We start from the raw sequence: 18,252 nt of genomic DNA on the forward strand, positions 1-18,252 counted from the left end.
CCGTTTAAACTACCGGGAGGCATATCATGAGCGCAGAAAGCTCAGGAGTGTTTACTTTGAAAGAGATCAACCGGATCAAGATTATACAGGACGTCATTGAACGTCGCATCACAACGCGCCGTGCGGCCGAGCACCTCGGTATCAGCGACAGGCAATGCCGCAGACTTCTTGCCCGTTACCGTGAAGGCGGACCGCTTGGTATGGCCAGCAGACGATGTGGCATGCGTGGTAACCGCCAGTTGCCACCCGGGCTCGCAGATCAGGCTCTGGAACTGATCAAGACGCGTTATGCTGATTTCGGTCCGACTCTGGCGCGTGAAAAGCTCGAAGAACTCCACGGACTGTTTCTTGGCAAAGAAACTGTCCGGCGCATCATGGTGCGGGCTGGCTTATGGGTTCCCCGTAAACAACGTGCCGCAAGGATCCCTCAACCACGGTACCGGCGTCCGTGTACTGGTGAGCTGATACAAATAGATGGCTGTGATCACGACTGGTTTGAAGGCCGTGGCCCGGCCTGCACCGCGCTGGTCTATGTTGATGATGCAACCAGCAAACTGATGGAACTGTTGTTTGTTAAATCGGAGTCCACGTTTTCTTACTTCGAAGCCACGCGGCGCTATATCGATAAGCATGGTAAACCGCTGGCACTGTACAGCGATAAAGCCGGTGTTTTTCGTGTTAACAATAAACACGCCACAGGCGGAGACGGGCATACTCAGTTTGGGCGAGCCATGCATGAACTGAACATCCAGACTATCTGTGCAGAAACCAGTCCCGCCAAAGGGCGTGTAGAACGAGCTCACCTCACTTTACAGGATCGTCTGGTCAAAGAGCTGCGGTTACAGGGCATTTGTTCAATGGAGGCTGCAAATGACTTCGCTGAGGCCTATATGGCTGACTATAACCGCCGTTTTGGCAAAGTACCGCGACATGATTTTGACGTACACCGTGCTGTAGAACATGATGAGGACCTGGGGCTTATTTTCACTGTTCGTGAAAAACGTAAAGTCTCAAAATCGTTGACGATACAATATGATAAAATGTTGTACCTGATTGAAGACAGCGAACTGAGTCGCCGTGCAATAGGTAAATATATCGATGTGTATCACTATCCTGATGGCAGAAAAGAGCTGCGCCTGAACGGTACGCTACTTCCCTACTCTACCTACGACCGACTGTCAGAAATCGACCAGGGCGCGATTGTCGATAACAAGCGTCTTGGCCGAACCCTGGAGTTTATCAGTCTGGTGCAGAGCAAGCGGGATAACACGCGCTCTCAGTCAATTCCCGCTGGAGATGGCCCTTCCCGACGACGGCCAAAGCAGGAAGGGAAGAAATCCCAGCGCTCACTGGATAATGATGACATGCTCGAAGCACTCAAACAGCTTCAGTCACGTTCAGAGGACATTTTTGGTAAAAGAGCCCGCTGATGGTACTCACTGGCCGGACAGTGGTTGCTCACCAGTTGATATTGTCCGGCCAGACCCATGATGTATTATTCATTTCGTTCAGCATCTTTATGTCCTGCTTTTCACGGGCATACTTACCCCATAATGAATGAAAAGAACGAACAATACTGATTAACTGCTTTTTTCTTTGCTCCGGAGATAGGCTGATAAAATAGCAGCACCTGCTGTCAATATTATCCTCAATGAAATTAAAATCAGAGTCTGATGCATATTTTACTGTTAGCATAATATCATTCGACGTTGTTCTCTCAGACTCTGTTAATGCTGATTCTATCAGGTATTCAAAGGCATACATGACAGACAGCTGGTTTTTGTCTGTCTGAATATAACCCATTGAGTTTCTGAGTATTGAGGACTGTACCAGGACCAGAGGCCATAAAAGCTCAACACCATAAAGCTTATATGTATCATGTTGATCATACTGATGTTGCTCAACACGACGATTACCTTCCCGTGCTTTACGAATATCATAGGCAAGGGATAACATAAATCCGTCTTTAACTTTAATCAGTGGGCTTTCATCCACGATGTAATGAATGAGTTCATGTAATTCATTCAGGGCTTCTGAATCTCCCCACAGTATAAAACCTGCATTGTTCGGCGTTAACTCGTATCGAAGCATGGGCTCAATCATCCTGTTGTTTCAGTCGGAGGAAAGTCTATCAGTAAAGAGAATGAGAGATCAAAGTGGTCATTTTAATTGAGCTGGATAACGGACATTTCAATTGAGCCTTGACAAATATCACTGCTGTAGCCCATCTGCTGAAATTGCTGGCGAATATAATCAGCAGACAACATTTCTGCCGGAGAGCCCGTTACGCGGCCTGGGAAAAACGTTGCGATATATCGAGCCTGGGTATTTGCGATATCTCCAGGTTTGGAAGATGTTGCCTGTGCGGGAAGGATAAAGCACGCGCCGAGCGCCAGGATTGCAAGAAGTGGGCGCGTTGCGGAAAACATAATGAGTCCTTAAATACCAAGCAGAAATTTTTAGCCGCTAGTATGAAACCGTGATCGAGGTAAAACAATTTCATTTGCTCCTAAATGCCCTAAATTCGGTAGCTTAAGCACTTTTTGATATTTGCTTTTCCGGATCGTTATTCCTTTGAGGAACTACTCATTCCAATTCGTAATTTCATTCGCCCTCTTGCCCTCCCTATAGTCAGGTTATCTGAGCATCGTTAGCAAAATAACGGCATTACATAGGAACGGTTATGGATCAAAAACGACTTACCCACCTGCGGCAACTGGAAGCGGAAAGCATCCATATTATTCGTGAGGTGGCCGCCGAGTTTTCGAATCCGGTGATGATGTATTCCATCGGCAAAGATTCCAGCGTAATGCTGCATCTGGCGCGTAAAGCGTTTTATCCTGGCACGTTGCCGTTCCCTCTGCTGCACGTTGATACCGGCTGGAAATTCAGCGAGATGTACGAGTTTCGTGACCGCACGGCGAAAGCCTACGGTTGTGAACTGCTGGTGCATAAAAACCCGGAAGGGGTGGCGATGGGCATCAACCCGTTTGTTCACGGTAGCGCCAAGCATACCGATATTATGAAAACCGAAGGGTTGAAGCAGGCGTTGAACAAATACGGTTTCGACGCCGCGTTCGGTGGCGCTCGTCGTGACGAAGAGAAATCGCGTGCCAAGGAGCGCATTTATTCTTTCCGCGATCGTTTTCATCGCTGGGACCCTAAAAATCAGCGTCCGGAACTGTGGCATAACTACAACGGACAGATTAACAAAGGCGAAAGCATTCGCGTATTCCCGCTCTCCAACTGGACTGAACAGGATATCTGGCAGTACATCTGGCTGGAAAATATCGACATCGTGCCGCTGTACCTGGCGGCGGAGCGTCCGGTGCTGGAACGCGACGGCATGCTGATGATGATTGATGACGACAGAATCGATCTGCAACCGGGGGAAGTGATTAAAAAACGCATGGTGCGTTTCCGTACGCTCGGCTGCTGGCCGTTAACAGGCGCGGTGGAGTCGAATGCGCAGACGCTGCCTGAAATCATCGAAGAGATGCTGGTCTCAACCACCAGTGAACGTCAGGGCCGCGTGATTGACCGCGACCAGGCGGGCTCCATGGAGCTGAAGAAACGTCAGGGGTATTTCTAAGGAGCCGCCATGAACACGACACTTGCACAACAAATTGCTAATGAAGGCGGCGTTGAAGCCTGGATGGTCGCCCAGCAACACAAAAGCCTGCTGCGTTTTTTAACCTGCGGTAGCGTGGATGACGGGAAAAGCACCCTGATTGGTCGCCTGCTGCACGACACGCGTCAGATTTATGAAGACCAGCTTTCATCGCTGCACAACGACAGTAAACGTCACGGTACTCAGGGCGAAAAGCTCGATCTGGCGTTATTGGTTGACGGCTTGCAAGCCGAGCGCGAGCAGGGCATCACCATCGACGTGGCTTACCGTTATTTCTCTACCGAGAAGCGTAAATTTATTATTGCGGATACTCCCGGTCATGAGCAATACACCCGCAACATGGCGACCGGTGCGTCGACCTGCGACCTGGCGATCCTGCTGATCGATGCGCGTAAAGGCGTGCTGGATCAGACCCGTCGTCACAGCTTTATCTCCACGCTACTTGGGATCAAACACCTGGTGGTGGCGATCAACAAAATGGATCTGGTGAACTTTAGCGAAGAGACATTTAACCGCATTCGCGAAGACTATCTTACTTTTGCTGAACAGTTGCCGGGCAACCTGGATATCCGGTTTGTGCCGCTCTCTGCGCTGGAAGGCGACAACGTGGCTTCACAAAGCGCCAGCATGTCGTGGTACAGCGGTCCGACGCTACTGGAAGTACTGGAAACCGTTGAGATCCAACGCATAGTTGATACTCAGCCGATGCGCTTCCCGGTGCAGTATGTGAACCGACCGAATCTGGATTTTCGTGGTTATGCCGGGACGCTGGCCTCCGGTAGTGTGAAGGTAGGGCAACGCGTCAAAGTACTGCCATCCGGCGTTGAGTCGAGCGTGGCACGGATCGTAACCTTTGATGGCGATTTACAGGAAGCACATGCGGGTGAAGCGATCACCCTGGTATTGAAAGATGAGATCGATATCAGCCGGGGCGACTTGCTACTTGATGCCGGTGAAGCGTTACCTGCGGTACAAAGCGCTGCCGTTGATGTGGTGTGGATGGCGGAACAACCGTTGTCGCCTGGGCAGAGCTACGACATCAAAGTCGCCGGTAAGAAGACCCGCGCACGCGTTGATAACGTGCAGTACCAGATTGATATTAATAACCTGACCCAACGTGATGTTGAAGCGTTGCCGCTAAACGGCATCGGTCTGGTTAATCTGACCTTTGATGAGCCGCTGGTGCTGGATACCTATCAGCAGAACCCGGTTACGGGCGGGCTGATTATCATTGACCGCCTGACCAACGTTACCGTTGGCGCGGGGCTGGTACGTGAGCCAATCGTCCAGGAGCACACCGCGGCTTCTCAGTTCAGCGCGTTTGAGCTGGAGCTTAATGCGTTGGTGCGTCGCCATTTCCCGCACTGGGGCGCGCGCGATCTGCTGGGAGGAAAATAATGGCGCTGCATGACGAAAACGTCGTCTGGCATGCCCATCCTGTTACACCGCAACAGCGGGAACAACGCCACGGTCATCGTGGTGTTGTGCTGTGGTTTACCGGGCTGTCAGGTTCCGGTAAATCCACGGTAGCAGGGGCGCTGGAAGAGGCGTTGCACAAGCTGGGAGTGAGTACCTATTTGTTGGATGGCGATAACGTGCGCCACGGCCTGTGCAGCGATCTTGGGTTTAGCGATGCCGATCGTAAGGAGAATATTCGTCGGGTTGGCGAGGTGGCTAACCTGATGGTGGACGCGGGCCTTGTGGTGTTGACCGCCTTTATCTCTCCGCATCGCGCCGAACGCAAAATGGTCCGTGAACGCGTTGGCGAAGGGCGTTTTATTGAGGTTTTTGTCGACACGCCGCTGGCAACGTGCGAATTACGCGATCCAAAAGGGCTATATAAAAAAGCGCGGGCGGGTGAGTTGCGCAATTTCACCGGAATTGATTCGGTATACGAAGCGCCTGAATCGCCAGAGATTCACCTTGATGGTGAACAATTGGTAACAAATTTGGTACCCCAATTATTAGACCTGCTGAGGCAGGAAGATATTATCAGATCCTGAGACACCCGAGCTTGTATGCCCGGTCAGTCACGGTCACAGGATTAGATATGCGTAACAGCCATAACATTACTATTACAGAGTCAGATACCTTCGCCGCCGACGATGAAACCACCTGGTCACTACCGGGTGCTGTGGTCGGTTTTATCGCGTGGCTGTTGGCGCTGGGGATTCCGTTTCTGATTTATGGCCCTAACACACTCTTTTTCTTCATTTATACCTGGCCCTTTTTCCTCGCATTGCTGCCCGTGGCGATTGTTGCGGGTATTGCGCTGCACTCCCTATTGAAGGGGCTGTTGCTGCTGAGCATTACCTGCACCCTACTGGTGGTTGGGGCGATGTTTGGCGCGCTATTTCTGTGGTTGTTGGGTTAGGCAAACGCCTTTTTTTAACAATCGCTGATGTTGTTCACTCTCTGGTCATAATTCAAACCGTAACCAACAATGAGATTATGTTCTCCTTACACGGGGTATACGTAACAACGGGCAAATGTGGTACATTTGCCCGCGTTGTCGCGGCATTCCCGACCGTTGATGTAAAGTTGTCTGCGGAAGTTATGGGATGTTAATGCCGTTTTTCAGGGGGCAGGATGGGTAAACTAACGCTGCTGTTGCTGGCTTTATTGGTCTGGCTGCAGTATTCGCTGTGGTTCGGTAAGAACGGCATACATGACTATAGTCGCGTCAACGATGATGTTGCTGCGCAGCAAGCTACGAACGCGAAACTTAAAGCACGTAACGATCAGCTCTTTGCCGAAATTGACGATCTCAATGGCGGACAAGAGGCTATTGAGGAGCGCGCGCGCAACGAACTCAGCATGACTAAGCCGGGCGAAACCTTTTATCGTCTGGTGCCTGACGCGTCTAAACGCGCTCAGACTGCAGGGCAAAACAATCGATAAACCGTCCAGGAATTAACATGGCAGCCACTTTATTGGACGTTTGCGCCGTGGTGCCGGCTGCCGGGTTTGGCCGCCGAATGCAAACAGAGTGTCCTAAGCAGTACCTCTCTATTGGCAATAAAACCATTCTTGAACACTCGGTTGATGCGCTGCTGGCTCATCCCCGGGTGACGCGAGTCGTTATCGCTATCAGCCCAGGCGACAGCCGCTTTGCCCAACTTCCACTCGCCGCGCATCCGCAAATTACCGTAGTGGATGGCGGCAACGAGCGTGCCGATTCTGTCCTTGCTGGTTTGCAAGCCGCAGGTGAGGCCAGTTGGGTACTGGTGCATGACGCCGCGCGTCCGTGTCTGCACCAGGATGATTTAGCCCGTTTGCTGGCAATCAGTGAGACCAGCCGCACCGGCGGGATCCTGGCGGCACCAGTACGCGACACGATGAAGCGCGCGGAGCCGGGCCGAACAGACATTGCCCATACGGTCGATCGCACCGATTTATGGCACGCGCTGACGCCGCAGTTTTTCCCTCGCGAGCTGTTGCACGACTGCCTGACCCGTGCGCTCCACGAAGGCGCAACCATTACGGATGAGGCCTCGGCGCTGGAATATTGCGGCTTACATCCTCAGCTCGTTGAAGGACGGGCTGATAATATTAAAGTAACGCGTCCAGAGGATTTGGCGTTGGCCGAATTTTATCTGACCCGGACTACCCACCAGGAGAAGACATAATGCGAATTGGACACGGTTTCGACGTACACGCTTTTGGCGGAGAAGGCCCAATTATCATTGGTGGTGTGCGCATCCCGTATGAAAAAGGATTGCTGGCGCATTCTGATGGCGATGTGGCGTTACACGCGCTAACCGATGCTCTGCTGGGCGCGGCTGCGCTGGGGGATATCGGTAAACTCTTCCCTGACACCGACCCGACCTTTAAAGGTGCCGATAGTCGTGAATTATTGCGAGAAGCCTGGCGGCGTATTCAGGCCAAAGGCTATACGCTTGGTAATGTGGATGTGACAATTATTGCTCAGGCACCGAAGATGCTGCCGCACATTCCGCAAATGCGCGTGTTTATTGCCGAAGATCTCGGCTGCCATATGGATGATGTTAACGTGAAAGCGACCACCACGGAAAAACTCGGTTTTACCGGGCGTGGGGAAGGGATTGCCTGTGAAGCAGTGGCGTTACTCATTAAGGCACCGAAATGACTGTGTTTGACGATCTGACGTATCTCCATGGCAAACCACTGGGCCATGGCGTCCTGAAAGCGAATCCGGAAGACTTTGTTGTCGTCGAAGATTTAGGCTTCGAACCGGATGGCGAAGGCGAGCATGTTTTGGTGCGCATCCTGAAAAACGGTTGTAACACCCGTTTTGTGGCTGACGCGCTGGCGAAATTCCTGAAAATTCACGCCCGTGAAGTGAGCTTTGCCGGGCAGAAAGATAAGCATGCGGTCACGGAACAGTGGCTGTGCGCGCGCGTACCGGGCAATGCAATGCCTGATCTAAGCAAATTTGAGCTCGAAGGCTGTAAAGTTCTGGAGTACGCGCGCCACAAGCGTAAGCTGCGTTTAGGGGCGCTGAAAGGCAACGAATTTACGCTGGTGTTGCGTGAAGTGAGCGAGCGAAATGACGTTGAAGCGCGTTTGCAGGCGATTAGCGAACGCGGCGTACCGAACTATTTTGGCGCTCAGCGTTTTGGTATTGGCGGTAGCAACCTGCAAGGGGCGCTGCGCTGGGCACAAAGCGATGCGCCGGTGCGCGATCGCAATAAACGCAGTTTTTGGTTGTCGGCGGCCCGTAGCGCGTTGTTTAATCAGATAGTCAGTGAACGCTTGAAAAAAACAGACTTTAATCAAGTTGTTGACGGCGATGCGCTACAATTATCCGGACGCGGAAGCTGGTTTGTCGCCACACAGGAAGAACACACTGAATTACAGCGTCGCGTCGATGAGAAAGAATTGATGATCACAGCGGCATTACCGGGCAGCGGTGAGTGGGGAACTCAGCGCGACGCACTGGCGTTTGAAAAAGCCGCTGTTGCTGATGAAACCGCGCTGCAGTCTCTGTTATTGCGCGAGAAAGTCGACGCGTCGCGTCGCGCTATGTTGCTGTATCCACAACAATTAAGCTGGAACTGGTGGGATGACGTAACCGTCGAGTTACGCTTCTGGCTACCGGCAGGTAGCTTCGCCACCAGTGTTGTAAGGGAACTTATTAACACAATGGGTGATTATGCGTATATTGCTGAGTAACGATGATGGGGTCCACGCACCCGGTATACAAACGCTGGCGAAAGCGCTGCGTGAGTTTGCTGACGTACAGGTGGTTGCCCCGGATCGTAACCGCAGTGGCGCGTCTAACTCGCTGACGCTGGAATCCTCACTTCGCACCTTTACCTATGATAACGGCGATATCGCCGTACAAATGGGTACGCCCACCGACTGCGTCTATCTGGGCGTGAACGCATTAATGCGTCCGCGTCCGGACATTGTCGTTTCTGGTATTAATGCGGGTCCTAATCTGGGTGATGATGTTATCTATTCCGGTACCGTTGCGGCGGCAATGGAAGGTCGTCATCTGGGGTTCCCGGCGCTGGCTGTTTCACTCGATGGCCATAAACACTACGATACTGCTGCCGCAGTAACCTGTCGTATCTTACGGGCGCTGAGTCGTGAACCGCTGCGCACCGGTCGCATTTTGAATATCAACGTGCCGGATTTACCGCTGGATCAGATTAAAGGTATTCGCGTCACGCGCTGCGGCAGTCGCCATCCGGCGGATCAGGTTATTCCACAGCAGGACCCACGCGGTAATACGCTGTACTGGATCGGGCCACCGGGCGAAAAGTGCGACGCCGGGCCGGATACGGATTTTGCCGCCGTCGATGAAGGCTATGTTTCTATCACGCCGCTGCATGTCGATTTAACCGCATACGGCGCGCATGAAGTGGTTTCTGACTGGTTAGACAGCGTGGGAGTCGACACGCAATGGTAAGCAGACGCGTACACACTCTTCTTGAACAATTACGTGCGCAGGGCATCAGAGATGAGCTTGTCCTCGATGCGCTCGCCGCCGTGCCGCGTGAAAAATTCATTGATGAGGCGTTTGAACATAAGGCCTGGGACAATATTGCCCTGCCGATTGGTCAGGGGCAGACAATTTCGCAGCCTTATATGGTTGCGCGAATGACCGAACTGCTTGAGCTAACGCCGCAGTCTCGGGTGCTGGAAATTGGTACTGGCTCTGGCTACCAGACGGCGATTCTGGCGCACCTGGTGCATCATGTGTGCTCCGTTGAGCGCATTAAAGGTTTGCAATGGCAGGCGCGTCGCCGCCTGAAGCAGCTTGATTTACATAATGTTTCGACCCGTCATGGTGATGGATGGCAAGGCTGGCAGGCGCGAGCTCCGTTTGACGCTATCATTGTAACGGCAGCGCCGCCCGAGATCCCAACCGCATTGATGATGCAACTGGATGAGGGCGGCATTCTCGTCTTACCCGTGGGCGATGAGCACCAGTTTCTGAAGCGGGTGCGTCGTCGGGGAGGCGAATTTATTATCGATACGGTGGAGGCCGTACGTTTCGTTCCCTTAGTGAAAGGGGAGCTTGCGTAGATAGCGCTGCTGAATACCTGGAGTTTTCCTGGTTATTCTCGAAAGAGTAAGCGTATTGTGACGGTGCCTTGCACGGTGATTACGTCACTGGTTTTAACCAATTTTCCTGGGGGATAAATGAGCGCGGGAAGCCACAAATTTACCGTTCGCCGCATTGCGGCATTGTCACTGGTTTCACTATGGTTGGCAGGTTGTTCAAACACCTCGAATCCACCAGCGCCGGTCAGCTCGGTTAACGGTAGTGCATCAACGAACACCAGTTCTGGCATGCTGATTACGCCTCCACCCAAAATGGGCTCGACGTCGACCGTACAGCAGACGCCACAGATCCAGTCGGTGCAGCAACCAACTACACAGCCAACGCAAATCCAGCCTGTTGCTCAACAGCCTGTGCAGATGGAAAACGGTCGTATTGTATACAATCGTAAGTATGGGAATATTCCGAAAGGTAGCTACACGGGCGGCAGTACCTATACTGTTAAGAAAGGCGATACCCTTTTCTATATTGCCTGGATCACCGGGAACGATTTCCGTGACCTCGCACAACGCAATAACGTTCCGGCCCCGTATGGCCTGAATGTCGGTCAAACTCTGCAAGTGGGCAACGCGTCTGGCGCACCGATTACCGGTGGCAATGCCATCACCCAGGCGGATGCAGCACAGCAAGGAGTTGTGACCAACCCTGCACAAAATTCCACCGTTGCTGTTGCTTCGAAACCAACAATTACGTATTCTGAGGATTCAGGTGAACAAAGTGCTAACAAAATGTTGCCGAACAACAAGCCTGCTGGGACTGTGGTCACAGCGCCTGTAACGGCTCCAGCAGTTAGCACAACCGAATCAACTGCAAGCTCAACGTCGACTAGCTCGCCAATCTCTACATGGCGCTGGCCGACTGACGGCAAAGTGATCGAAAACTTTGCAGCTACCGAAGGTGGCAATAAAGGGATCGACATTGCAGGCAGCAAAGGACAGGCTATTGTCGCGACCGCAGATGGACGCGTCGTCTATGCCGGTAATGCGCTGCGTGGTTACGGTAATCTTATTATCATCAAACATAACGATGATTACCTGAGCGCCTACGCCCATAACGATACAATGCTGGTCCGGGAACAACAAGAAATCAAGGCGGGGCAGAAAATAGCTACCATGGGTAGCACCGGAACCAGTTCAACACGCTTGCATTTTGAAATTCGTTACAAGGGGAAATCCGTAAACCCGCTGCGCTATTTACCGCAGCGATAATTAGGCGGAACCAGGCTTTCACGTGCTAGTTCCGTTAGGGATCACGGGTAGGAGCCACCTTTATGAGTCAGAATACGCTGAAAGTTCATGATTTAAATGAAGATGCGGAATTTGATGAGAACGGAGTAGAGGCTTTTGATGAAAAAGCCTTGAGTGAAGAGGAACCCAGTGATAACGACCTGGCTGAAGAAGAGCTGTTATCGCAGGGGGCCACACAGCGTGTGTTGGACGCGACTCAGCTTTACCTTGGTGAGATTGGTTATTCACCACTGTTAACAGCCGAAGAAGAAGTTTATTTTGCGCGTCGCGCACTGCGTGGAGATGTCGCATCTCGCCGTCGCATGATTGAAAGTAACCTGCGTCTGGTGGTGAAAATTGCTCGTCGTTATGGCAATCGTGGTCTGGCATTGCTGGACCTGATTGAAGAGGGCAATTTAGGGCTTATCCGTGCCGTCGAGAAGTTTGACCCGGAACGTGGGTTCCGCTTCTCAACATACGCAACCTGGTGGATCCGCCAGACGATCGAACGGGCGATTATGAACCAAACCCGTACGATCCGACTGCCGATTCACATTGTAAAAGAGCTGAACGTCTATCTGCGTACCGCGCGTGAGTTGTCGCATAAACTGGACCACGAACCGAGTGCAGAAGAGATTGCTGAACAACTGGATAAACCGGTTGATGACGTTAGCCGTATGCTCCGACTCAACGAGCGCATTACCTCGGTAGACACCCCCCTGGGTGGCGATTCCGAAAAAGCGTTGCTGGATATTCTGGCCGATGAAAAGGAAAACGGTCCGGAAGACACCACGCAAGACGATGATATGAAACAGAGCATCGTCAAATGGCTGTTCGAACTGAACGCCAAACAGCGTGAAGTGCTGGCACGTCGTTTTGGTCTGCTGGGGTACGAAGCTGCGACACTGGAAGATGTGGGCCGTGAAATTGGTCTCACTCGTGAACGTGTTCGCCAGATTCAGGTTGAAGGTCTGCGTCGTCTGCGTGAAATTCTGCAGACTCAGGGACTGAATATCGAAGCGCTTTTCCGCGAGTAAGCACAAGTTCTATCAAGAAAGGCCCGTCTCATTGAGACTGGCCTTTTTCTTTAGGGTTACTGCTATCGGGCTCTTATTGCTATACCAGACTTTTCAACCGGTAGATCCACTCCAGCGCCTGGCGAGGCGTTAGCGAATCCGGGTCGAGGTTTTCCAGCGCATCAACGGCGGGTGACGTTTCTTCCGGTACTGACAGCAGCGACATCTGCGTACCGTCGACCTGGGTTGCGGCAACATTTGGCGCAATGCTTTCCAGTTCGCGCAGTTTTTGCCGCGCGCGTTTGATCACCTCTTTCGGTACGCCAGCCAGGGCAGCGACTGCCAGACCATAGCTCTTGCTCGCCGCGCCATCCTGCACGCTGTGCATGAAGGCGATGGTATCGCCGTGCTCTAACGCATCCAGATGCACATTAGCGACGCCCTCCATCTTCTCCGGTAACTGCGTCAGTTCGAAGTAGTGGGTCGCAAATAAAGTTAATGCTTTGATTTTATTCGCCAGATTTTCTGCGCATGCCCATGCCAGCGACAGGCCGTCGTAGGTGGAGGTGCCGCGTCCAATCTCATCCATCAGCACCAGACTGTTCTCGGTGGCGTTATGCAGAATGTTGGCGGTTTCGGTCATTTCTACCATGAAGGTGGAACGACCCGATGCCAGATCATCCGCCGCGCCCACGCGGGTAAAGATACGATCGATAGGCCCGATCTCGACTTTCTGTGCCGGAACGTAGCTGCCGATATAGGCCAGTAGCGCAATCAACGCAGTCTGGCGCATATAGGTACTTTTACCCCCCATGTTTGGGCCGGTGATGATCAGCATCCGTCGCTGAGGCGAGAGGTTAAGCGGGTTGGCGATAAACGGCTCGGTCAGCACCTGTTCAACCACCGGATGACGTCCCTCGGTAATACGAATACCGGGTTTATCGGTGAAGATCGGACAGGTGTAATTCAGGGTATAAGCACGCTCCGCGAGGTTGACCAGCACGTCCAACTCCGCCAGCGCGCTGGCGCTCTGTTGCAAATCAGCCAGGTGTGGCAGCAGCATGTCGAACAGTTCGTCATACAGCTGTTTTTCCAGCGCCAGCGCTTTGCCTTTTGAGGTCAGAACTTTGTCTTCGTACTCTTTCAGTTCCGGAATAATGTAGCGTTCGGCGTTTTTCAATGTCTGGCGGCGTACGTAGTTAATTGGCGCCAGATGACTTTGCCCACGGCTGATCTGAATGTAGTAGCCGTGCACGGCGTTAAATCCTACTTTCAGCGTGTCCAGACCGGTGCGTTCGCGTTCGCGGATTTCCAGTCTGTCGAGGTAGTCCGTGGCGCCATCAGCCAGCGCTCGCCACTCATCAAGCTCTTCATTGTAGCCTGGGGCAATGACGCCGCCGTCACGTACGAGCACTGGCGGAGCTTCCACGACGGCACGCTCCAACAGTTCACGCAGCTCAGTAAACTCACCCATTTTCTCGCGCAGCATCTGCACGGGGGCGCTATCTACGTTTTCCAGTTGTGTGCGCAGTTCGGGTAATTGCTGGAAGGCATGACGCATACGGGCCAGATCGCGCGGGCGCGCAGTACGCAGAGCCAGACGTGCCAGAATACGCTCCAGATCGCCTACCTGACGCAGCACGGGTTGTAATTCGCTGGTGGTATCCTGCAGCGCGCCGATGGTCTGTTGGCGCTCGGTGAGGATTTTGGTGTCGCGGACCGGCATATGCAGCCAGCGCTTGAGCATACGGCTACCCATCGGTGTCACGGTGCAGTCGAGTACTGAAGCCAGCGTGTTTTCCACCCCGCCCGCCAGGTTCTGGGTGATTTCCAGATTGCGGCGTGTGGCGGCGTCCATGATGATGCTGTCCTGCTGACGCTCCATGGTGATGGAGCGAATATGCGGAAGCGAAGTGCGTTGGGTATCTTTTACGTATTGCAGCAGACAGCCGGCAGCGCATAACCCGCGTGGGGCGTTTTCCACGCCAAAGCCAATCAGATCCCGCGTGCCGAACTGCAGATTTAACTGCTGACGGGCGGTATCAATTTCAAATTCCCACAGCGGACGACGACGCAGGCCGCGACGTCCCTCTATCAGCGAGGTTTCGGCAAAATCCTCGGCATACAGCAATTCAGCGGGGTTGGTGCGCTGCAATTCCGCGGCCATGGTTTCGCGGTCAGCGGGTTCACTGACACGAAAACGCCCGGAGCTGATATCCAGCGTAGCGTAGCCGTACCCTTTACTGTCTTGCCAGATGGCGGCCAGCAGGTTGTCCTGGCGTTCCTGCAACAACGCTTCATCACTGATGGTGCCTGGTGTGACAATACGCACCACTTTGCGCTCAACCGGGCCTTTGCTGGTTGCCGGATCGCCTATCTGTTCACAAATAGCAACAGACTCACCCTGATTGACCAGCTTGGCGAGGTAGTTTTCTACCGCATGATGAGGAATGCCTGCCATCGGGATTGGCTCGCCTGCAGATGCGCCGCGTTTGGTCAGGGAGATATCAAGCAGCTGAGACGCGCGTTTCGCATCGTCATAAAACAGTTCGTAAAAGTCGCCCATGCGGTAAAACAGCAGTATTTCCGGGTGCTGAGCCTTCAGCTTGAGATACTGCTGCATCATGGGGGTGTGGGAGTCTAAGTTTTCTATTGTACTCATCGGTTTATGATGTCCATTTTCTTAATTTTTAATGAGTTAGTGATTTTTGTGGTTATCATTAAGTTTCACGTTGTCTCATCGAATATCATGAAATCCTACATTTAAAGGTGGGGTAAAGTGTGCCTTGCCAACCTATACCTGGGTAAAATATGGGCATATACAGGGTAACCTACCTTGATGTTCATGACTGCATAAGGTGCATGATAACGGAGTCTTTATGGCAGGAAAACAAGAGGGAAAGCTACTTTCGTTTAAAGCGGTAGAAATGATGAAGCCTGGCGACAAAGATAAGTCCATAAATGACTCTGAGGTGTCTGTTAAATCCGTGGTGATTCAACCTTTACGACAACCGGGGCGATACCTCAGTAAGGAGGCCATTAGACAGGCCTCGTCGTGAGGAGCGAATCTGCTTACAGATGTGGGGTCGGTCCATTATTCTGGAATAAACCGGTATCAGGACGATGTTTCATGCAATTTATCTGCTGGAGTTCCTCAATGGTATATTCGCGGTACAAGAAATACTGGATTTGGGTACCGTATCTGAGGTTCATTTTCTGAGCCAAGGCTGATACCCGCTGATACACTGCTTTCGTTGAGCAGTGCAGAAGTTGGGATGTGGCATTAATATTTATTTGTCGGCGTAACGCACAGGCTACGGAAATCTCGGTATGGGTAAGGTTACGTAGCTCCCGCAAATAATCAATTATGGTGAGTATATGATAGACAGTATATCTTCGGCCTTCATTAATATACCGGATAAACTCAGTTACAGAGGCGGTTCTGGAGATACCCTCCAGTGATGAGAGCACCTTTGATAACATCCCTCGGCCTTTTACAAAAATGATAGAATAGCCGTCGGTCAGTTCATTACAAACACGATGTTTAATATCATGCAAGCTGAAGAAAGATTCAATATCAATAATACATAAGTTATCTTCGCGCAGGCTATCTATTGGCATCAGCCCTCCCGCAGACCGGGTAAAAAAAATATCATCAGAGAATACGACAAACGACATTGGGAAAAACCTTAACTCTTTGTTTTTAAGAAAAATGAGTCCGGTGCTTTCCTCAAAGGGATACACTGGACAATAAATGATTTACTGATTTTTTGAGATGAAACTAAGAAATTACAAGAAGATCCTCATTCAGACGCTATTTTTTGTCTGACACCATTAGCGTTATCTCTTTTTTATTTAGCATGGAAATAATCCCCTGATCCTTCAGGCTATCCAGGGCACGCGACAAGGTGGATATCGAAATGCCCAGAACCTGGGCCAGTTCTTTCTTACTGATCGGTAACTCAAGGTTGAGATGCTCAAAGCCATACTCTTTATAAGTGCGAGACAACAGTTGCAGGAAATATTGAACCTTCTGCAAGGTATCACTTTTGGTCAATACTGAAATAAATTGCTGTTTTTCCTGCGCCGAACGTGACAGGATCCTGACAATAAAATCTGTAAATCCTGGCATCAGCTGGCTCATTTCGTAGAAATGATCGCTTCTCAGTACGCAAACTTCTATTTCCGTTGCGGCTTGAATATCCTGCTGACTGTACCCGATGTGCAGCTCTTCCACGCCCATCACCTGTCCTGGCAAAACGATCCCCATCAGTTGCCCGCGCGTATCGTAAACCTTAGCGGCCCCGCTACGTAGGGCATATAGCGCGTCTATTTTCTCCCCCCGACGATAAATATATTCACCTCTGGCAATCTTCTTTTCTGTCTCCAGATTGCGGATAAACAATGGATCTTTCTGCCTGAACAGATAGGCGGAGCACAGTTCTGCAAAACCGCACTCTTCACAATTGACACAATTATTTCTTTTCATAGTGAATGTATAACACTATCCCTGTTATTGAATCACACAGTTCATTAAGGGTGATAAGGTATTTGCAATCGTAATATAGTTATTGTCTTTTTTGTCTAAGAAGATAACGTATTTCCCTTCCATTCCAAATATTTTTGTTGTCAGCAGGGCAATGTCTTCCGGCACATTATCGTGAGCCATGATATCTTTTGTTGTCGTATTCATGCGATACTGGTTGCCGCTGACGTTATGATAGGTAAATGTTATATAACGCGACAATCGATATTGACGCCCCTGATAGTCAATGTTGCCCGAAAGATTAAATACACCCGTTTCGTTCTTGTTAAATTCAAACGTGATATTCCCTTTGAATAAGAGAGCGTTATCCGAAGCGTCAACATAGGTGGCATTAGCAAAGCAGCGTTCGTCAAAATAAACACCCGATCGCAGGTTTAGTTGCCATGTTAACAGACAAATCAACGCGACCGTTGCCAGCACTAAGGTTGTCATCAGCTTCATTTTAATTTCCAGTTAAAAGCGTAATGGTTCTCACAATAGACAATTTTTGCTGTTGCCTTATCTGTTGGACAATAAGAGTAGAAAAACCGACCATGGCTACCGTAAAGAACGCTGGGTTGAAAATAAACCATAATCTGCGCGGGTTTCCGGGCACACTTTTGCTCAAGTTCAGGCTGTAGCTGACGGATAATATTCATGACCTGAGGGTCAACTTCCTCCGATAAATCTTCATAGGCAGTAAATTTGCAGCTCCCGATTTCACCAATGCTGTATTCCGCTGCAAAACGCGGTGATTCCTGTTTCTGGCTGAGTATCCACAGATTGGCCAGCAGCAAAAACGCGATAGCCGCGATCAGCCAGAGATTTTTTTTATCCTTCGTTGCCGCCTTACGCAGGGATACCGGAAGAGGTGTGGTACTCACCCTTTCCTCATCATTCTGCAGTTCGACGGCGATTTCCGGTGAGAAGTAAAAGCCCACCTTGGGTACGGCTACAATAATTTCCTCAATGAATATTAAGGACGTTAATGTTTTTCTGAGGATACTAATGTACTGGCTCAGCGATGAACTGGAACCCGGATGGCCCGCTTCCTCCCAGACTTTATCCAGAAGATAATCACGTTCAAGTACCCGGCCTGGCGACGCAATCAGCAACGAAAGAATACGGTTAGCGGTATTTGTTAGCCTTTTACTTTGCTCGTTTCCGGGTTCCTTGACCACAAGTTCCCCGCTCTCGCTATCGTAAATGACTCTATTGGCTATCAAATATTTCATTCGCGTTTTCTTTCGGTAAATTTATAGAATATGCATTCTGCGCGGCTGCGATTTCGGGTTATGCCT

At 51.1% G+C, this 18,252-nt stretch carries 20 protein-coding genes and 1 pseudogene; 13 read left to right on the forward strand and 8 right to left on the reverse strand.

Annotated features, from left to right (window positions below):
- Positions 1-26 precede the first annotated feature (26 nt).
- A complete protein-coding gene (locus tag HV237_RS05450; protein WP_001567368.1) occupies positions 27-1,430 on the forward strand; it encodes an ISNCY-like element ISKpn21 family transposase in 1,404 nt (467 codons plus the stop codon).
- Positions 1,431-1,458: 28 nt separating this feature from the next.
- Here the strand turns inward: HV237_RS05450 and HV237_RS05455 are convergent, their stop codons facing one another.
- Together HV237_RS05455 and HV237_RS05460 are read right to left on the reverse strand one after the other, a co-directional pair.
- A complete protein-coding gene (locus tag HV237_RS05455; RefSeq protein ID WP_001567369.1) occupies positions 1,459-2,091 on the reverse strand; it encodes a hypothetical protein in 633 nt (210 codons plus the stop codon).
- A 116-nt stretch (positions 2,092-2,207) separates the two neighbouring features.
- Positions 2,208-2,429 (reverse strand): annotated as a pseudogene (locus HV237_RS05460) (aminopeptidase); the annotation flags it as partial.
- 254 nt (positions 2,430-2,683) lie between these two features.
- On the opposite strand from HV237_RS05460, the gene cysD reads away from it, so the two are divergent.
- From cysD to HV237_RS05510, 10 genes are all read left to right on the forward strand, one after another.
- Positions 2,684-3,592, forward strand: a complete 909-nt coding sequence (gene cysD / locus HV237_RS05465; protein ID WP_003034152.1) for a sulfate adenylyltransferase subunit CysD — start codon at positions 2,684-2,686, stop codon at positions 3,590-3,592.
- Between the two features lie 9 nt (positions 3,593-3,601).
- A complete protein-coding gene (cysN, locus tag HV237_RS05470) occupies positions 3,602-5,029 on the forward strand; it encodes a sulfate adenylyltransferase subunit CysN (protein ID WP_016154213.1) in 1,428 nt (475 codons plus the stop codon).
- Positions 5,029-5,634 carry an adenylyl-sulfate kinase gene (gene cysC, locus HV237_RS05475; RefSeq protein WP_019077557.1) on the forward strand — a complete coding sequence of 202 codons (606 nt, stop codon included), beginning with the start codon at positions 5,029-5,031 and terminating at the stop codon, positions 5,632-5,634. Before cysN ends, cysC begins: the two co-directional genes overlap by 1 nt.
- A 47-nt stretch (positions 5,635-5,681) precedes the next feature.
- Complete coding sequence (locus HV237_RS05480) at positions 5,682-6,005, forward strand: DUF3561 family protein (protein WP_016154211.1); 324 nt, start codon at positions 5,682-5,684, stop codon at positions 6,003-6,005.
- 215 nt (positions 6,006-6,220) lie between these two features.
- A complete protein-coding gene (gene ftsB, locus HV237_RS05485) occupies positions 6,221-6,532 on the forward strand; it encodes a cell division protein FtsB (protein ID WP_003034163.1) in 312 nt (103 codons plus the stop codon).
- Positions 6,533-6,549: 17 nt separating this feature from the next.
- Positions 6,550-7,260, forward strand: coding sequence for a 2-C-methyl-D-erythritol 4-phosphate cytidylyltransferase (gene ispD, locus HV237_RS05490; protein ID WP_016154210.1), 711 nt, complete (start codon positions 6,550-6,552; stop codon positions 7,258-7,260).
- Positions 7,260-7,739, forward strand: coding sequence for a 2-C-methyl-D-erythritol 2,4-cyclodiphosphate synthase (gene ispF / locus HV237_RS05495; RefSeq protein WP_016154209.1), 480 nt, complete (start codon positions 7,260-7,262; stop codon positions 7,737-7,739). The genes ispD and ispF overlap by 1 nt, the downstream gene beginning before the upstream one ends.
- Complete coding sequence (gene truD / locus HV237_RS05500; protein ID WP_016154208.1) at positions 7,736-8,785, forward strand: tRNA pseudouridine(13) synthase TruD; 1,050 nt, start codon at positions 7,736-7,738, stop codon at positions 8,783-8,785. Before ispF ends, truD begins: the two co-directional genes overlap by 4 nt.
- Entirely contained in the window at positions 8,766-9,527 is a 762-nt protein-coding gene (gene surE, locus HV237_RS05505) for a 5'/3'-nucleotidase SurE (RefSeq protein ID WP_016154207.1), read from the forward strand. The genes truD and surE overlap by 20 nt, the downstream gene beginning before the upstream one ends.
- On the forward strand, positions 9,521-10,147 hold the full coding sequence (locus HV237_RS05510; protein WP_003034172.1) for a protein-L-isoaspartate(D-aspartate) O-methyltransferase: 627 nt from the start codon (positions 9,521-9,523) through the stop codon (positions 10,145-10,147). Before surE ends, HV237_RS05510 begins: the two co-directional genes overlap by 7 nt.
- Positions 10,148-10,179: 32 nt before the next feature.
- Here the strand turns inward: HV237_RS05510 and HV237_RS26135 are convergent, their stop codons facing one another.
- The gene (locus HV237_RS26135; RefSeq protein ID WP_225622947.1) at positions 10,180-10,407 is read right to left on the reverse strand and encodes a hypothetical protein; all 228 of its coding nucleotides are present in this window, start codon (positions 10,405-10,407) and stop codon (positions 10,180-10,182) included.
- On the opposite strand from HV237_RS26135, the gene nlpD reads away from it, so the two are divergent.
- Together nlpD and rpoS are read left to right on the forward strand one after the other, a co-directional pair.
- On the forward strand, positions 10,310-11,392 hold the full coding sequence (nlpD, locus tag HV237_RS05515) for a murein hydrolase activator NlpD (protein WP_230330220.1): 1,083 nt from the start codon (positions 10,310-10,312) through the stop codon (positions 11,390-11,392). The two genes, HV237_RS26135 and nlpD, sit on opposite strands and share 98 nt — an antisense overlap.
- 62 nt (positions 11,393-11,454) lie before the next feature.
- The gene (gene rpoS / locus HV237_RS05520; RefSeq protein WP_000081498.1) at positions 11,455-12,447 is read left to right on the forward strand and encodes an RNA polymerase sigma factor RpoS; all 993 of its coding nucleotides are present in this window, start codon (positions 11,455-11,457) and stop codon (positions 12,445-12,447) included.
- A gap of 79 nt (positions 12,448-12,526) precedes the next feature.
- Here the strand turns inward: rpoS and mutS are convergent, their stop codons facing one another.
- The 5 genes from mutS to HV237_RS05545 all read right to left on the reverse strand — a co-directional run bounded on the left by mutS (position 12,527) and on the right by HV237_RS05545 (position 18,186).
- Positions 12,527-15,088, reverse strand: a complete 2,562-nt coding sequence (gene mutS, locus HV237_RS05525; protein ID WP_047357884.1) for a DNA mismatch repair protein MutS — start codon at positions 15,086-15,088, stop codon at positions 12,527-12,529.
- Positions 15,089-15,498: 410 nt separating this feature from the next.
- Positions 15,499-16,104, reverse strand: coding sequence for a hypothetical protein (locus HV237_RS05530; RefSeq protein WP_047357882.1), 606 nt, complete (start codon positions 16,102-16,104; stop codon positions 15,499-15,501).
- A 136-nt stretch (positions 16,105-16,240) separates the two neighbouring features.
- The gene (locus tag HV237_RS05535) at positions 16,241-16,831 is read right to left on the reverse strand and encodes a Crp/Fnr family transcriptional regulator (protein WP_249415301.1); all 591 of its coding nucleotides are present in this window, start codon (positions 16,829-16,831) and stop codon (positions 16,241-16,243) included.
- Positions 16,832-16,939: 108 nt separating this feature from the next.
- The gene (locus HV237_RS05540; RefSeq protein WP_047357880.1) at positions 16,940-17,413 is read right to left on the reverse strand and encodes a hypothetical protein; all 474 of its coding nucleotides are present in this window, start codon (positions 17,411-17,413) and stop codon (positions 16,940-16,942) included.
- Complete coding sequence (locus HV237_RS05545) at positions 17,410-18,186, reverse strand: winged helix-turn-helix domain-containing protein (protein ID WP_046274815.1); 777 nt, start codon at positions 18,184-18,186, stop codon at positions 17,410-17,412. The genes HV237_RS05540 and HV237_RS05545 overlap by 4 nt, the downstream gene beginning before the upstream one ends.
- Positions 18,187-18,252 lie beyond the last annotated feature (66 nt).

The organism is Citrobacter sp. RHBSTW-00570, from assembly GCF_013739755.1.
Taxonomy (GTDB): domain Bacteria; phylum Pseudomonadota; class Gammaproteobacteria; order Enterobacterales; family Enterobacteriaceae; genus Citrobacter; species Citrobacter braakii.

What these genes read in the sequence shown, in the direction of transcription:
- cysC (WP_019077557.1), top strand. Translation starts at nt 5,029, where the DNA reads ATGGCGCTGCATGACGAAAACGTCGTCTGGCATGCCCATCCTGTTACA.
- cysN (WP_016154213.1), top strand. Translation starts at nt 3,602, where the DNA reads ATGAACACGACACTTGCACAACAAATTGCTAATGAAGGCGGCGTTGAA.
- HV237_RS05450 (WP_001567368.1), top strand. Translation starts at nt 27, where the DNA reads ATGAGCGCAGAAAGCTCAGGAGTGTTTACTTTGAAAGAGATCAACCGG.
- cysD (WP_003034152.1), top strand. Translation starts at nt 2,684, where the DNA reads ATGGATCAAAAACGACTTACCCACCTGCGGCAACTGGAAGCGGAAAGC.
- ftsB (WP_003034163.1), top strand. Translation starts at nt 6,221, where the DNA reads ATGGGTAAACTAACGCTGCTGTTGCTGGCTTTATTGGTCTGGCTGCAG.
- HV237_RS05540 (WP_047357880.1), bottom strand. Translation starts at nt 17,413, where the DNA reads ATGAAGCTGATGACAACCTTAGTGCTGGCAACGGTCGCGTTGATTTGT.
- rpoS (WP_000081498.1), top strand. Translation starts at nt 11,455, where the DNA reads ATGAGTCAGAATACGCTGAAAGTTCATGATTTAAATGAAGATGCGGAA.
- HV237_RS05480 (WP_016154211.1), top strand. Translation starts at nt 5,682, where the DNA reads ATGCGTAACAGCCATAACATTACTATTACAGAGTCAGATACCTTCGCC.
- truD (WP_016154208.1), top strand. Translation starts at nt 7,736, where the DNA reads ATGACTGTGTTTGACGATCTGACGTATCTCCATGGCAAACCACTGGGC.
- ispD (WP_016154210.1), top strand. Translation starts at nt 6,550, where the DNA reads ATGGCAGCCACTTTATTGGACGTTTGCGCCGTGGTGCCGGCTGCCGGG.
- HV237_RS05545 (WP_046274815.1), bottom strand. Translation starts at nt 18,186, where the DNA reads ATGAAATATTTGATAGCCAATAGAGTCATTTACGATAGCGAGAGCGGG.
- ispF (WP_016154209.1), top strand. Translation starts at nt 7,260, where the DNA reads ATGCGAATTGGACACGGTTTCGACGTACACGCTTTTGGCGGAGAAGGC.
- HV237_RS05530 (WP_047357882.1), bottom strand. Translation starts at nt 16,104, where the DNA reads ATGTCGTTTGTCGTATTCTCTGATGATATTTTTTTTACCCGGTCTGCG.
- HV237_RS05510 (WP_003034172.1), top strand. Translation starts at nt 9,521, where the DNA reads ATGGTAAGCAGACGCGTACACACTCTTCTTGAACAATTACGTGCGCAG.
- mutS (WP_047357884.1), bottom strand. Translation starts at nt 15,088, where the DNA reads ATGAGTACAATAGAAAACTTAGACTCCCACACCCCCATGATGCAGCAG.
- surE (WP_016154207.1), top strand. Translation starts at nt 8,766, where the DNA reads ATGCGTATATTGCTGAGTAACGATGATGGGGTCCACGCACCCGGTATA.
- HV237_RS05455 (WP_001567369.1), bottom strand. Translation starts at nt 2,091, where the DNA reads ATGCTTCGATACGAGTTAACGCCGAACAATGCAGGTTTTATACTGTGG.